Source organism: Pseudomonas sp. SMN5, from assembly GCF_052041925.1.
Taxonomy (GTDB): domain Bacteria; phylum Pseudomonadota; class Gammaproteobacteria; order Pseudomonadales; family Pseudomonadaceae; genus Aquipseudomonas.
In genome coordinates this window covers 19,103-34,171 of sequence record NZ_JBKGGX010000021.1, presented here as the reverse complement: position 1 = coordinate 34,171, position 15,069 = coordinate 19,103, and the positions used below count along the sequence as shown (strand labels likewise).

At 62.4% G+C, this 15,069-nt stretch carries 14 protein-coding genes; 5 read left to right on the top strand and 9 right to left on the bottom strand.

Annotation, left to right across the window (positions count from 1 at the left end; translation table 11 throughout):
* Nucleotides 1-102: 102 nt before the first annotated feature.
* The 5 genes from leuS (at nt 103) to ACLEJR_RS20015 (ending at nt 6,292) form a co-directional block, all read left to right on the top strand.
* Entirely contained in the window at nt 103-2,709 is a 2,607-nt protein-coding gene (gene leuS / locus ACLEJR_RS20035) for a leucine--tRNA ligase (protein WP_440798712.1), read from the top strand.
* 89 nt (nt 2,710-2,798) lie between these two features.
* Nucleotides 2,799-3,407: an LPS-assembly lipoprotein LptE gene (locus ACLEJR_RS20030; RefSeq protein ID WP_440798714.1), complete on the top strand. Its 609-nt coding sequence runs from the start codon at nt 2,799-2,801 to the stop codon at nt 3,405-3,407.
* Between the two features lie 53 nt (nt 3,408-3,460).
* A complete protein-coding gene (gene holA / locus ACLEJR_RS20025) occupies nt 3,461-4,498 on the top strand; it encodes a DNA polymerase III subunit delta (RefSeq protein WP_440798716.1) in 1,038 nt (345 codons plus the stop codon).
* A 234-nt stretch (nt 4,499-4,732) separates the two neighbouring features.
* Nucleotides 4,733-4,897, top strand: a complete 165-nt coding sequence (gene arfA / locus ACLEJR_RS20020; protein WP_072345410.1) for an alternative ribosome rescue factor ArfA — start codon at nt 4,733-4,735, stop codon at nt 4,895-4,897.
* 72 nt (nt 4,898-4,969) lie between these two features.
* Complete coding sequence (locus ACLEJR_RS20015) at nt 4,970-6,292, top strand: lytic murein transglycosylase (RefSeq protein WP_440815981.1); 1,323 nt, start codon at nt 4,970-4,972, stop codon at nt 6,290-6,292.
* Nucleotides 6,293-6,422: 130 nt separating this feature from the next.
* On the opposite strand, the gene ACLEJR_RS20010 is transcribed toward ACLEJR_RS20015, so the two are convergent.
* The 9 genes from ACLEJR_RS20010 to rodA form a co-directional block, all read right to left on the bottom strand.
* Nucleotides 6,423-7,367 carry a S66 peptidase family protein gene (locus ACLEJR_RS20010; protein WP_440815979.1) on the bottom strand — a complete coding sequence of 315 codons (945 nt, stop codon included), beginning with the start codon at nt 7,365-7,367 and terminating at the stop codon, nt 6,423-6,425.
* Nucleotides 7,368-7,588: 221 nt separating this feature from the next.
* Nucleotides 7,589-7,834, bottom strand: a complete 246-nt coding sequence (locus tag ACLEJR_RS20005) for a hypothetical protein (RefSeq protein ID WP_440816044.1) — start codon at nt 7,832-7,834, stop codon at nt 7,589-7,591.
* A 533-nt stretch (nt 7,835-8,367) separates the two neighbouring features.
* Complete coding sequence (gene lipA, locus ACLEJR_RS20000) at nt 8,368-9,390, bottom strand: lipoyl synthase (protein WP_440799630.1); 1,023 nt, start codon at nt 9,388-9,390, stop codon at nt 8,368-8,370.
* Nucleotide 9,391: 1 nt separating this feature from the next.
* Nucleotides 9,392-10,039 (bottom strand): lipoyl(octanoyl) transferase LipB, encoded by a 648-nt coding sequence (gene lipB, locus ACLEJR_RS19995; protein ID WP_440815977.1) that lies wholly within the window; start codon nt 10,037-10,039, stop codon nt 9,392-9,394.
* Nucleotides 10,039-10,314: a DUF493 domain-containing protein gene (locus tag ACLEJR_RS19990; protein ID WP_107432461.1), complete on the bottom strand. Its 276-nt coding sequence runs from the start codon at nt 10,312-10,314 to the stop codon at nt 10,039-10,041. Before ACLEJR_RS19990 ends, lipB begins: the two co-directional genes overlap by 1 nt.
* A gap of 81 nt (nt 10,315-10,395) precedes the next feature.
* Nucleotides 10,396-11,553 carry a D-alanyl-D-alanine carboxypeptidase family protein gene (locus tag ACLEJR_RS19985; protein ID WP_440799637.1) on the bottom strand — a complete coding sequence of 386 codons (1,158 nt, stop codon included), beginning with the start codon at nt 11,551-11,553 and terminating at the stop codon, nt 10,396-10,398.
* 343 nt (nt 11,554-11,896) lie between these two features.
* Nucleotides 11,897-12,922, bottom strand: coding sequence for a septal ring lytic transglycosylase RlpA family protein (locus ACLEJR_RS19980; protein WP_440799640.1), 1,026 nt, complete (start codon nt 12,920-12,922; stop codon nt 11,897-11,899).
* Nucleotides 12,922-13,932 carry a lytic murein transglycosylase B gene (gene mltB / locus ACLEJR_RS19975; protein ID WP_440799643.1) on the bottom strand — a complete coding sequence of 337 codons (1,011 nt, stop codon included), beginning with the start codon at nt 13,930-13,932 and terminating at the stop codon, nt 12,922-12,924. The genes ACLEJR_RS19980 and mltB overlap by 1 nt, the downstream gene beginning before the upstream one ends.
* 17 nt (nt 13,933-13,949) lie before the next feature.
* Nucleotides 13,950-15,053: a rod shape-determining protein RodA gene (rodA, locus tag ACLEJR_RS19970; protein WP_440799688.1), complete on the bottom strand. Its 1,104-nt coding sequence runs from the start codon at nt 15,051-15,053 to the stop codon at nt 13,950-13,952.
* Nucleotides 15,054-15,069: the final 16 nt, after the last annotated feature.

The following is a 15,069-nucleotide window of genomic DNA, read 5'->3' as shown; positions in this document are numbered from 1 at the left end:
CTTCCAGCCTGGCTGGGCATCGAAAACGCCGCATTCGGCGTCGTCCACGTCCAGCATGGCCATGAAGAGGATTGGGCCACCCCATTCAGTCCAAAAGTAGCCATGCACGAACACTATCAGCCCCGTGAAATCGAAGCCGCCGCCCAGTCGTTCTGGGACGAGCAAAAGTCCTTTGAAGTCAGCGAACAGCCAGGCAAGGAAACCTACTACTGCCTGTCGATGTTCCCTTACCCCAGCGGCAAGCTACACATGGGGCACGTGCGCAACTACACCATCGGCGACGTGATTTCCCGCTACCAGCGCATGCAAGGCAAGAACGTCCTGCAACCCATGGGCTGGGACGCCTTCGGCATGCCGGCGGAAAACGCCGCGATGAAAAACAACGTGGCGCCCGCCAAGTGGACCTACGAAAACATCGCCTACATGAAGTCCCAGCTGCGCAGCCTGGGCCTGGCGGTGGACTGGTCCCGCGAAGTGACCACCTGCAAGCCCGATTACTACCGCTGGGAGCAATGGCTGTTCACCCGCCTGTTCGAAAAAGGCGTGATCTACCGAAAGAACGGCACCGTGAACTGGGACCCGGTGGACCAGACCGTACTGGCCAATGAGCAGGTGATCGACGGTCGCGGCTGGCGCTCCGGCGCGCTGATCGAAAAGCGCGAGATCCCGATGTACTACTTCAAGATCACCGCCTACGCGGATGAACTGCTGGAGAGTCTCGACGAGTTGACCGGCTGGCCCGAGCAGGTCAAGACCATGCAGCGCAACTGGATCGGCAAATCCCGAGGCATGGAAGTCCAGTTCCCGTACGACGTCGCCTCGATTGGCGAAGCCGGCACCCTGAAGGTCTTCACCACCCGTCCGGACACCCTGATGGGCGCCACTTATGTCGCGGTGGCTGCCGAGCACCCGCTGGCGACCCTGGCGGCCCGGAACAACCCCGAGTTGCAAGCGTTCATCGCTGAATGCAAGGGCGGCAGCGTCGCCGAAGCCGACGTCGCCACCCAGGAAAAGAAAGGCCTGGCGACCTCGCTGTTCGTCGAGCACCCGCTCACCGGCGAGAAATTGCCGGTGTGGGTGGCCAACTACGTACTGATGCACTACGGCGACGGCGCCGTGATGGCGGTACCGGCTCACGACGAGCGCGATTTCGAATTCGCCCAGAAGTACAGCCTGCCGGTCAAGCCCGTGGTACGCACCAGCGCTGGTGACCAGACCCCGGCGCCCTGGCAGGACGCCTACGGCGAACACGGCGAGCTGATCAACTCCGGTGAATTCGACGGCCTGGACTTCGCCGGTGCCTTCGATGCCATCGAAGTGGCATTGATCAAGAAAAACCTCGGTGCCTCGCGCACCCAGTTCCGCCTGCGCGACTGGGGCATCAGCCGCCAGCGCTACTGGGGCTGCCCGATCCCGATTGTGCATTGCGCCAGCTGCGGCGACGTGCCGGTCCCGGAAGACCAACTGCCGGTAGTCCTGCCGGAAGACGTGGTGCCTGACGGTGCCGGTTCACCCCTGGCACGCATGCCCGAGTTCTACGAGTGCAGCTGCCCGAAATGCGGCGCGCCGGCCAAGCGTGAAACCGACACCATGGACACCTTCGTCGAGTCCTCGTGGTACTACGCCCGCTATGCCTCGCCGCACTTCGAAGGCGGCCTGGTGGAAAAATCCGCGGCCGACCACTGGCTGCCGGTGGACCAGTACATCGGCGGCATCGAACACGCCATTCTCCACCTGCTGTACGCGCGCTTCTTCCACAAGCTGATGCGTGACGAAGGCCTGGTGAGCTCCAACGAGCCGTTCAAGAACCTGCTGACCCAGGGCATGGTGGTCGCCGAGACTTACTATCGCCGCGAGGCCAACGGGGCCTACACCTGGTACAACCCGGCCGACGTCGAACTCGAACGCGACAGCAAGGCCAAGGTCATCAGCGCCAAGCTGATCGCCGACGGCCTGCCGGTGGAAATCGGCGGTACCGAGAAGATGGCCAAGTCGAAGAACAACGGCGTCGACCCACAGTCGATGATCGACCAGTTCGGCGCGGACACCTGCCGCCTGTTCATGATGTTCGCCTCGCCACCGGACATGAGCGCCGAATGGTCCGACTCCGGCGTCGAAGGCTCGCACCGCTTCCTCAAGCGCGTCTGGCGCCTGGCCCAAACCCACGTCACCCAGGGCCTGCCGGGCAAGCTGGATGTCAGCGCCTTGAATGACGAGCAGAAAGCCGTTCGCCGCTCGATCCACCTGGCGATCAAGCAGGCCAGCCATGACGTCGGCCAGAACCACAAATTCAACACCGCCATCGCCCAGGTGATGACGCTGATGAACGTGCTGGAAAAAGCCGCCCAGGGCACCGAACAGGATCGCGCCTTGCTGCACGAAGGCCTGGAAGCCGTCACGCTGCTGCTGGCGCCGATCACGCCGCACATCAGCCACGAGCTGTGGAATCGCCTGGGCCACGCTGACCCGGTGATCGACGCCGGTTGGCCGGTGGTGGACGAAAGCGCGCTGGTGCAGGACAGCCTGACCCTGGTGATCCAGGTCAACGGCAAGCTGCGCGGCCAGATCGAAATGCCCGCCGCTGCCACCCGCGAAGAAATCGAAGCCGCCGCGCGCGCCAATGAAAACGTATTGCGCTTCGTCGATGGCCTGACGATCCGCAAAGTGATCGTGGTGCCCGGCAAGCTGGTCAACATCGTCGCAAGCTAATTGGACCGGGCGCCCGGCCACAGGTCGGGCGCCGAATATACCTGCGGGGTCGCACAGTCGGCCCATAGGGTTTCAAGGGGAGCAACAAGATGATTAAACGTAATCTGCTGGTAGTGGGCCTGGCGGTCCTGTTGAGCGCCTGCGGCTTCCAACTGCGCGGCACCGGCAACACCGAGCTGGCGATCAAGGAGCTGGACCTCAGCGCACGGGACGCCTACGGCGAAACCGTGAAGATGCTTCGTCAGACGCTGGAAAACAGCGGCGTGCGGGTCTACAACGGCGCGCCATACAAACTGGTGCTGACCAACGAGCAGCAAAGCCAGCGCAGCCTGAGCTATGCCGGTGCCGGTCGTTCGGCCGAGTACCAGCTGACCAACGACCTGAGCTACGAGATCCGCGGCCAGAACAACCTGACGCTGCTTAATGACAAGCTCCAGGTGCAGAAGGTCTACCTGCACGACGGCAACAACATCACCGGTTCCGACCAGGAATCCATCGAAGTGCGCGGTGAAATGCGTCGCGACCTGGTCCAGCGCATGATGCTGCGCCTGCAACAACTGACCCCGACCCAGCTCGAACAGTTGCAGCAGACCGCCGACGCCCGCGCCAAGGCCGAGGCCGACGCGCTGGAAGCGGCGCGCAAGGCTGAGGCGGAAACCCCGCAACAGTCGCCGATGCAAATCCCGGCTCCTCAATAAGCCTTGCGGGGCGCCTCGGCGCCCCGCTCGTCCTTTCTTATGAATCGCGCTTTATGAAGCTGGCTCCCGCCCAACTCGGTAAACACCTGCAAGGTGCCCTTGCGCCGGTCTACGTCATCAGCGGAGATGATCCGCTGCTGTGCCAGGAGGCCGCCGACGCCATCCGCGCTGCTGCGCGCCAGCAAGGTTTCGACGAACGCCAGGTATTCGCCGCCGACGCCAACTTCGACTGGGGCACCCTGCTGCTGGCCGGGGCAAGCATGTCCCTGTTCGCCGAAAAGCGTCTGTTGGAACTGCGCCTGCCGTCCGGCAAACCCGGTGACAAAGGCGCCGCCGCGTTGATCGAATATTGCTCAAGGCCGGCCGAGGACACGGTGCTGCTCATCAGCCTGCCGAAACTCGATGGCAGTGCGCAGAAAACCAAATGGGGCAAGGCTCTGGTCGAAGGCCAGCAGACCCAGTTCGTGCAGATCTGGCCGGTGGACGCCAGCCAACTGCCGAGCTGGATCCGCCAGCGTCTGTCCCAGGCGGGCCTTTCGGCCAGCCAGGACGCGGTGGAACTGATCGCCGCCCGGGTCGAGGGCAACCTGCTGGCCGCCGCCCAGGAAATCGAAAAGCTCAAGCTGATGGCCGAGGGCGGGCAGATCACCGTGGAAACGGTGCAGGCGGCCGTGGCCGACAGTGCCCGCTTCGATGTCTTCGGCTTGACCGACGCGATCCTCAACGGGGAAGCCGCCCACGCCCTGCGCATGCTCGAAGGCCTGCGCGGCGAAGGCGTCGAGCCGCCGGTGATCCTCTGGGCCATGGCCCGGGAATTGCGCTTGCTGGCCAACCTGTCGCTGCAATACAGCCAGGGCGTGCCGCTGGACAAAGCCTTCAGCCAGGCCCGTCCACCGGTGTGGGACAAACGCAAACCGCTGATGAGCAAGGCCCTGCAACGCTACTCGGCGTCACGCTGGGCGCAATTGCTGCTCGAAGCCCAGCGCATCGATGCGCAGATCAAGGGCCAGGCGACCGGCTCGCCATGGATGAGCCTCAGCCGCCTGACGCTGTTGATGGCCGGGCAGCGGCTGCCGCTGCCGGCTGAATGACCCACCGCTCTGCCAGATACTTTTGTGGCGAGGGAGCTTGCTCCCGCTGGATCGCGAAGCGGTCCCAAAAAAGCGATGAGCGCTTCGCACTCAAGCGGGAGCAAGCTGCCTCGCCACACAAGCGCGCCTGACGCAAACTTTGCACACATTTGCTCCGGCCTGCCGGGACTGGACAGTCCCCCAACTCTGGCCCATGATGCGCCCCGCAAAACCCACCCTGTGAGAGATCCCACCATGAGCAAAAAGCCATCCAGGCATGGCCCCAACAAGGCCAAATCCATCATCGCCCAGCCCCTGTTCCGCAGCCGCCAGGAACGACCCGCCAAGGGCAAAGGCAGCTACCGCCGCGAAGCCTTCCAGTCTGACAACTGGGAGGCTTCTTGCTTTGTGGCGGCTTGAAACACCCGGACAAGCCCTATCCCCCTTTCGCATGTTAAGGTCAGCACCTGATCTGAATTTCTGGACCCGTGCATGCCCTTCCGTCTTCCCCGCCGTTGGCCCGTGCGCCAACTGATTGCAGCCACCAGCATTGCCCTGCTTGTCGCCTGCGCTGAAAAACCTACCGCCGCCGACGCCCAACCGCTCCAGACTGTCCCTGCCGTGACCGCCCCTGCGATGGTGCCGCCCGTTGTACCGACCGGCGACGACCTGGACCTCGCCCCGACCCAGACCTTTGCCGAATGGCAGGCCGGGTTCCGCAAGGAGGCACTGGCCGCCGGGATCCGCGCCGAGCTGTTTGACCGAGCATTTGCCGGGGTCAGCCCGGACATGAGCGTCATCAAGGCCGATCGCAGCCAGCCGGAATTCACTCGCCCGGTGTGGGAATACCTCGATGGCGCCCTCGCGCCGCTGCGGGTCAGCAAGGGCAAGAGCCTGCTTCAGCAGAACGCCCAGGTCCTGCAAAACATCGAGCAGCGCTATGGCGTCGACCGCCAGGCGCTGGTGGCGGTGTGGGGCCTGGAAAGCAACTTCGGTCAGATCCAGGGCAGCAAGTCGGTGATCAACTCCCTGGCGACCCTGGCCTATGAAGGGCGCCGCCCGGCCTTCGCCCATGCGCAGCTGATCGCTGCGCTGCAAATCCTTCAACAGGGTGATATCGCGCCGGAGAAAATGCTCGGTTCCTGGGCCGGCGCCATGGGCCAGACCCAGTTCATTCCCACCACCTACAACACCCACGCGGTGGATTTCGATGGTGATGGCCGCCGCGACATCTGGGGCAGCTCCACCGACGCCCTGGCCTCCACCGCCCACTACCTGCAAAGCTCAGGCTGGCAGCGTGGGCAGCCTTGGGGGTTTGAGGTCGAACTCGAAAAAGACTTCGACTACGCCCTGGCCGACGGCACGATTCGCAAGACCGTTGCCGAGTGGGTGGACCTGGGCGTTTCCACTTACGCCGGCGGGCCCATCGCGCCAGGCGAATGGAAGCTGTCGGCATCCCTGCTGCTGCCTGCGGGCCATAGCGGCCCGGCGTTCCTGGTGTTCGACAACTTCCGCGCCATCCTCAAGTACAACAACTCGTCGTCCTATGCGTTGGCGGTGGGGCTGTTGTCGGAGCGCTTCAGCGGCGGTGGCCTGGTCTATGGCCAATGGCCCAAGGACGACCTGCCCCTGAGCCGCACCGAACGCATCGAACTGCAGACGCTGTTGAGCAAGCACAACTACGACGCGGGCAACCCCGACGGTATCATCGGCGCCAACACCCGCAAGGCGATCCGCAGCGCCCAGCAGTCGTTCGGCTGGCCGGCGGATGGGTATCCGACGCATAAGTTGCTGGAGGCGTTGCGTAGCCGCTAACTTGTCTTATGGCTGAAAACGCTATCGCGAGCAGGCTCGCTCCCGCAGGGTGACCGTGTTTCCTTGAAAGAACGCGTTCAACTGTGGGAGCGAGCCTGCTCGCGATGACTGATTGGCAGGCAACACGCGATCAACGTGTGACCACCACATCCTGCTCCAACATCAAGCTCTTCTCCCCCGCATCCAGCCTCACCAACGCCCCCATCGGCAACGTCAGGTTCGGATCGCAATGCCCACTGCGCCAACCGGAGAGCACCGGAATCTTCAGTGGCTCGAAGGTTTGCTTGAGCAAGCGGTTCAACGCCTCGACCTCCACTCCCGCTATGTCCCCCACCAGCACGCCGCGTAACTTGGCCAACGTGCCAGCCAGGCGCAACTGGGTCAGCAACCGGTCGATGCGATACAGCGGCTCGTTGACGTCCTCGATGAACAGAATCACACCCTCGGCATCGATCTGATACGGCGTGCCCATGGTCGCGGCAATAATCGACAAGTTGCCCCCCAGCAAACGCCCATGGGCGATGCCGGGCTCGACGGTGGTCAATGGATAAGCCTCGGGATGACTCAGCACACTGCCCGCTTTCAACTGCCCACGCAGCAGGCTGAAAAACGAAGTGACGGTCACAGGCTCCTTGTCGCCCAACAGATCGGCATTGAGCAGCGGCCCGTGGAAGGTGACGAACCCCGCGTAACGGCTGATAGCCAGGTGCAACGCAGTGATGTCGCTGTAGCCGACGAACGGCTTGGGGTTGTGCCGCAAGAGCTTGAAGTCGATGCGATCCAGCAGACGTGGCGTGCCGTAGCCACCGCGCAAGCAAATGATGGCGTTGACCTCAGGATCGGCGAAGGCCGCATGCAGGTCGTTGAGCCGTACCTCGTCACTGCCGGCCAGGTAGTTTTGCTTTTCGTAGACGCCCGGGAATATTCGCAGTTCGTGCCCCCTTGTGCGCGTCCATTGGATGGCTTTTTCCGTGTCCAAGGGGGCGGGGCCAGCGGGGGCGATCAGGGCGATCAGGCCTTTGGGGGGGAGGGCTGGGACGGGGTGATGTGGGGTTAGGGTTTGGGTGGATTCCATGGGACTTCCGGTCTGTGGACGTGCATACGTGTGTATATCCATTTCTGCGGCAACGGCGACTGGCGGTTCCGCTCTTACAGCGGGTTACTTTTGGCAAACGCCCCAAAAGTAACCAAAAACGCTGTGCCCCACCACTCGGCACCTCGCCAAGGCGAGGTGTTCCCTCACTCCGGCATTGCTCCGTGGGCCCGCCGCGAAGGGCCATCCATGGCCCAGCGCGGCTATCCCGGCATCCATGCCGGGATGCCCACTGCGCAATGCCTGCGTTCGGCCAGCGTGGTTGATGGGGCTTCAAGATCAAGATCAAGATCAAGATCAAGATCAAGATCAAGATCAAGATCAAGATCAAGATCAAGATCAAGATCAAGATCAAGATCAAGATCAAGATCAAGATCAAGATCAAGATCAAGATCAAAAATAGAGCAGAGCAAAAGCAGGTGCAGGTGCAGGTGCAGGTGCAGGTGCATTTACTTAGCAGCAGTCGCTCCCACATGACTGCTCAACTGCCCACAAATCCTGTATCCACCACCAATCCCCTGTGGGAGCGAGCTTGCTCGCGATGGCGGTGGGTCAGCTTGCATCAATGTCGAATGAGACGGCCTCTTCGCGAGCAGGCTCGCTCCCACAATTGGATCAGGTACAGCCATAAGAAACAGATCAACCCAAAGCCCGCCTCGCTTTTGCTTTGCTTTGCTTTGCTTCTGCTTTTGATCTTGAGCGCCCCGTTAACCACGAAGGCCGAACGCAGGCATTGCGCAGTGGGCACCTCGGCATGGATGCCGAGGTAGCCGCGCCGGGCCATGGATGGCCCTTCGCGGCGGGCCCGCGGAGCAATGCCGGAGTGAGGGAACACCGAGCCTTGGCGAGGTGCCTGGTGGTGGGGCGAAGCCTTTTTTGCTTACTTTTTTTGGCGTTTGAAAAAAAGTAAGTCGCCGTAAGGGCGAAACCGCCAGCCGCCATTACCGCAGCAACGGATCTGCCCCCCTAAAAAGCCGGCAAATCAGCCCCCCAACAACTCAGCCTTAACCAACTTCGCCTGCTCATCCGCATGATACGAAGACCGCACCAACGGCCCCGAAGCCACATTCTTGAACCCCATCTTGTACCCCTCCTCCGCAAACCACGCAAAGGTATCCGGATGCACAAACCGCTGCACCGGCAGGTGACTACGCGAAGGCTGCAGATACTGCCCCAGAGTCAGCATATCAATGTCATGTTCACGCATACGCTTCATGACCTCGATGACTTCCTCATCGGTTTCCCCCAGCCCCAGCATCAACCCGGACTTGGTCGGAACGTGCGGCATCATCTGCTTGAAGCGCTGCAACAGGGTCAGCGACCACTGGTAATCCGACCCCGGACGCGCAGCCTTATACAGGCGTGGCACGGTTTCCAGGTTGTGGTTGAACACATCCGGCGGCTCGGCGGCGGTGATTTCCAGCGCGATGTCCATGCGGCCACGGTAGTCCGGCACCAGGGTTTCGAGCTGCACGTTCGGCGACAGCTTGCGGATTTCGCGGATGCAGTCGGCAAAGTGCTGGGCGCCGCCGTCACGCAGGTCGTCACGGTCAACCGAGGTGATCACCACGTAGCGCAGCTTCAGGTCGGCGATGGCGACGGCCAGGTTTTCCGGCTCGCTCGCGTCCAGAGGCTTTGGCCGGCCATGACCGACATCACAGAACGGGCAGCGACGGGTGCAGATGTCACCCATGATCATGAACGTGGCGGTGCCGCCGGAGAAGCACTCGCCCAGGTTCGGGCACGAAGCTTCTTCGCAGACGCTGTGCAGCTTGTGTTTGCGCAGCAGGGCCTTGATGCGGTCGACTTCCGGCGAAACCGGGATCCGCACGCGAATCCAGTCGGGTTTCTTTGGCAGTTCGGTGGTCGGGATGATCTTGACCGGGATGCGTGCAACCTTCTCGGCGCCGCGCAGCTTGACGCCGGCCTCGACCTTGGCACGTGGGGCCGGACGTTCGGTAACGTCCTGCGTCGGGATTACGGTTTGCACTGCGTCAGTAGTCATATCAGTCGATTCCGCCCGTGAGGGTCGTCTGCTCAGCATAGTCGAGGTGTTTGACGAGCTGCGCGCGCAGCCGGGCACTTACCTCGGCAAATTCAATCGGTCCTGTGTGATCGCGCAGCTGGGTCATTGCCAGCCCCGCGTAGCCACAGGGATTAATCCGTCGGAAAGGCGCAAGATCCATGTCCACGTTCAGCGCCAGGCCGTGAAACGAACAGCCATGGCGGATCCGCAGGCCCAGGGAAGCGATCTTCGCGCCGTTGACGTAGACCCCCGGCGCATCCGGCTTGGCCGCCGCTGCCACGCCATAACTGGCCAGCAGCTCGATCAGGCAGGTCTCCATCCGGGTGACCAGTTCGCGCACGCCAAACCCCAGCTTGCGCACGTCCAGCAGCAAATAAGCCACCAGTTGGCCAGGGCCATGGTAGGTCACCTGGCCGCCCCGGTCGACCTTCACGACCGGGATATCGCCCGGCATCAACAGGTGCTCGGCCTTGCCGGCCTGCCCCTGGGTGAACACCGAAGGATGCTCCACCAGCCAGACTTCATCCTGGACGCCGGTGCCACGCTCGTTGGTGAAACGCTGCATGGCATGCCAGACCGGCTCGTAAGCCATCCGCCCCAGCTCGCGAAAGCCCAGCGTACCCGGCATCACAACACCATGTGCACGAAACCGGTGGCGCGCAGCTCGCTGTTGATGTCGTAGAGCTGTTCCTGGCCGGTGGCGATGATGTGGAGCTGGATCGTCGTGTACTTGCCGTTGGTGCTCTGGCGCTCGGCCAGGGACTTGAGATCAACGGTGGCGTGTTTTTCAAGGATCGCGATGATCTTGTCCTTGAAGCCCACGCCGGTGTCGCCAATCACCTTGATCGGGTAATCCGCGCAGGGAAACTCGATCTTGGGTGCCTTTACTTCAGAGTCTGTCATGGCGTAACGGCCTCGTAAGCCGTGGTAACGAACATGGCCCCGCGCCAGACCGGAACGGGGCCATGCAGGTCAACACTCGAATCAGTTGAACAAGCCGTAGAAGAATAGACGGATGCTATCCCACATGCGGCGGAAGATACCACCTTCCTCGACCGCGTCCAGCGCGATCAGGTCGGCGCTGTGCACCACTTTGTCGTCCAGTTTGACTTCGACTTTACCGATCACGTCGCCCTTGGCGATAGGAGCGGTCAGTTGCGGGTTCATGGTCATGCTGGCAGCGAGCTTCTTGAGCTGGCCTTTGGGCAAGGTCATGGTCAGGTCCTGGGCCAGGCCGGCCTTGACCTGGCTGCTGGTGCCCTTCCAGACCTGGGCCTGGGCCAGTTCGGTGCCCTTCTGGTAGAACGTCTGGGTTTCGAAGAAGCGGAAGCCGTAGGTCAACAGCTTCTGAGTCTCGGCGGCACGGGCCACTTCGCTGTTGGTGCCGAAGACCACGGCAATCAGGCGCATGCCGTCACGCACGGCCGAGGACACCATGCAATAACCAGCCTCTTCGGTATGACCGGTCTTCAGGCCGTCGACGGTCTTGTCGCGCCACAGCAGCAGGTTGCGGTTGGGTTGCTTGATGCCGTTCCAGAAAAATTCCTTCTGGGAGTAGATGGCATAGTGCGCCGGGTCTTCATGGATGATCGCCCGGGCCAGCAGCGCCATGTCGTGCGCCGACGAGTAGTGCTCGGGGTTCGGCAGGCCGGTGGGGTTCATGAAGTGGCTGTTGGTCATGCCCAGGTCGGCCACGGTCTTGTTCATCATGTCGGCGAACGCGTCTTCGCTGCCGGCGATGTGCTCGGCCAACGCGACGCTGGCGTCGTTGCCGGACTGGATGATGATGCCATGCAGCAGGTCGCTGACGGTCACTTGCGAACCGACCTTGATGAACATCCGCGAACCGCCGGTGCGCCAGGCGTTTTCGCTGACGGTCACCGGATCGTTTTCACCGATCTGGCCGCGACGGATCTCCAGGGTCGCGATGTAGGCGGTCATCAGTTTGGTCAGGCTGGCCGGTGGCAGGCGCTGGTCACCGTTGTTCTCCACCAGCACTTCGCCGCTGCTGGCATCCATGAGCACAAAGGACTTGGCGGCCAGTTGAGGGGGTGCCGGCATCATTTCGACCGCGAACGCGGCAGGTGACAGCAGCAGCGGGACTAGCAGGCAAAGGCGTTTGGCAAAGGTGGTGATGTTCATCCGTCTCTCGAAATCGCTAATGGAAACTGCCCAAGGGCAATACTTGACAGGCAGCCTTCCTGGCTATGCCGATCAATCAAAAACAAGGCCTGCTCCGTATTCCGTGGCGAGGGAGCTTGCTCCCGCTGGAGTGCGAAGCGCTCCCTGAAAAGGAAGGGCCGCTCCGCAGCCCAGCGGGAGCAAGCTCCCTCGCCACAGGGGTTGTGCAGGACTTGACTGATCGGCAGTGACCTCTTGGCTGCCGCGTATTGTAGTTGCTCACTCACATCCCTTGCCGGGCTTTTTGTTATGCGTGGAGCCAACAACCTGGCCCGCTCGAACCACAAGCGGGCCTTCAATCAAATCACTCGGCGGTGACCAGGCTCGGCGAACCGAGATTGGCCAGGCGTACGCTGTTCTGCACCTGCTGGACCTCACCCGGAGAACCGATCGGCCCCAGGCGTACCCGGTGCAGGGTCTGTTGGTTGCGCACGATCGAGCTGATGAACACCGGGGCGCTCACCATCGAGCTCAGCTTGGACCGTAGCAGCTCGGCAGCGTCCGGGTTGGCGAACGCGCCCACTTGCAGATACTGGCCAGACGCTGGTGCAGAAGCGTTTTTTTTTGCATCGATCTGCACCGGCAGCACGGCGGCGGCATGTTGCTGCGGCGGCGGAGTCCATTGTTCGACCGTCCCGGCAGACGCCGTCACGGTTGGCGCGGCATTTTGCGCCACTTTTGGCTCGTTGAGCATCAAAGGCGCCGGACGGCCACGCTGGGCCCACCATTCCTGCGGGTCGATGCCTTCGACCTTGACCCGCGCGGTGCCGATTTCAGCGTAACCGAGTTTTTTCGCCGCCGCATACGACAGGTCGATGATGCGGTCGGAATAGAACGGCCCCCGGTCATTGACCCGCAGGATCACGCTCTTGTTGTTGTCCAGGTTGGTCACCCGCACGTAGCTGGGCAACGGCAGCGTCTTGTGGGCCGCGCTCATGCCGTACAGATCGTAGACCTCGCCATTGGCGGTGTTCTGGCCGTGGAACTTGGTGCCGTACCAGGACGCGGTGCCCGAAGCGACGTAACGCTTGGAGTCGGCCATCGGGAAATAAGTCTTGCCCAGCACCGTGTACGGGTTGGCCTTGTAGGGCCCGGTGTGCAGGGTCGGCGTCGCGTCAGGAATGCGCGAGACGTCCACGTCCCACCACGGCGCGCCGTCCTTGTGGGCCCGGTTGATGTCCAGGCCCGGCATGGCGCGCACGGCGCTGGTGTTCTTCTGGGCCGGAGCGCGGTTGGTCGAACAACTGACGACCAGCAGCGACAGCGCGGCCAATGCCACGAGCTTGAGGGGCCTGGCTTTCAGGGGTTGATAGGTAGGCAATGCCCGCATTATTTGACGCCCCGTGCTTTGACCAGCTCTTCAGACAGTTGATATACGGCCATGGCGTACATCACGCTGCGGTTATAACGCGTAATCGCGTAGAAATTCTTCAGGCCCATCCAGTATTCGGGGCCCTGCTCGCCTTCCAGGCGCATCGCGGTGACCGGCATGTCGTCACGCAGCGCATCATGACTCGACCAGCCCAACGCCCGCAACTCCCCGACGGTTTTCGTCGGCTCGATGCCCTCGGTCAGGCCCTCGTCCACCTGGTCGCCACGCACGTCGGCACGGCTGACCACCGGCTGGCCGGCCTCCCAGCCGTGACGTTTGAAATAGCTGGCGACACTGCCGATGGCGTCGGTCGGGTTGTTCCAGATATTGATGTGGCCGTCGCCGTCGAAATCCACCGCGTAGGCGCGGAAGCTGCTGGGCATGAACTGCGGCAGGCCCATGGCGCCGGCGTAGGAGCCCTTGAGGGTCAGCGGGTCGACCTGCTCTTCCCGGGCCAATAGCAGGAACTCACGCAGTTCCTTGCGAAAGAACTCGGCGCGCGGCGGATAATCGAACCCCAGCGTCGACAGCGCATCGATCACCCGGAAATTGCCAGTGTTGCGACCAAAGAAGGTCTCAACGCCGATGATCGACACGATGACCTGGGCCGGCACGCCATATTCCTGCTCGGCGCGGGTCAGGGCCGCTTCGTGCTGTCGCCAGAAATCCACGCCCCGGGCGATACGCGCCTCGGTAATGAACATCGGCCGGTATTCGTTCCACTGCTTGACGCGCTCGGCGGGCCGGGAGATTGCGTCCAGGATCGACTGCTTGCGCTCGGCCTCGCGGAACACCCCCATCAGCTGTTCACCGGCAAAACCGTAGTCGCGGGTCATCTCACCGACGAACTCGGCCACCTGCGGCGAGCCCTCGTATTCGCCGGCCCAGGCGTGCGATGCACCGCCCAACAACCCCACCAGGCCGATCCACGGCGCATGTCGCGTCGACCAGCCACGCATTGCTTGCATTGAACTCTTCACCTTATTCAAACCTGCGCGATCCACTTGCGATGGGTATGGATCGACATCAAAACCCCAAACGCTGACAGTAGTGTCACCAGCGAAGTTCCTCCATAGCTGATGAAGGGCAACGGCACGCCCACCACCGGCAACAGGCCACTGACCATACCGATGTTGACGAAAACATAAACAAAAAACGTCATGGTCAGGCTGCCGGCGAGCAATTTACCGAACAGCGTCTGGGCCTGCGCAGTAATCACCAGGCCCCGGCCAATCAACAGCAGGTAGATCAGCAGCAACACGCAAATGCCCACCAGGCCGAACTCCTCGCCCATCACCGCGATGATGAAGTCGGTGTGGCTTTCCGGCAAAAAGTCCAGGTGCGACTGGGTGCCCATCAGCCAGCCCTTGCCGAACACCCCGCCGGAACCGATGGCGGCCTTGGACTGGATGATGTTCCAGCCGGTGCCCAGCGGATCGCTTTCCGGGTCGAGGAACGTCAGGACGCGCTGCTTCTGGTAGTCGTGCATCACGAAGTACCACATCGCCACCGATACCGGCACGGCGGCGGCGATCACGCTGAGGATCCAGCGCCAGCGCAGCCCGCCCATGAACAGCACGAAGGCGCCACCGGCCAGGATCAGCAGCGAAGTGCCGAGGTCTGGCTGACGGACGATCAGGATGAACGGAATGCCGATCAGCAACAGGCTGATGCACACGTGCTTGAGCTGCGGCGGCAAGGTACGCTTGGACAGGTACCAGGCGATGGTCGCCGGCATGATGATCTTCAGGAATTCCGAAGGCTGGAAGCGAATCACCCCGGGAATATTGATCCAGCGCGTGGCACCCATGGCGTTATGGCCCATGACGTCCACCACCACCAACAGGCCCACGCCGATCACATAGGCCAGCGGCACCCAGCGCGCCATGAACCGCGGTTCGAGCTGGGCGATGACGATCATCGACACCAGGCCGATGCCGAACGAACTGGCCTGCTTGGCCAGCAGGTCCCAGCTCTTGCCGCTGGCCGAATACAACACGAACAGGCTGCCGGCGGCCAGAATCAACAGCAGGATCAGCAGCGGGCCGTCGATGTGCATGCGCTGCAACAGGGTCGCCCGACGACGCATCACATCTTCGCTGGAG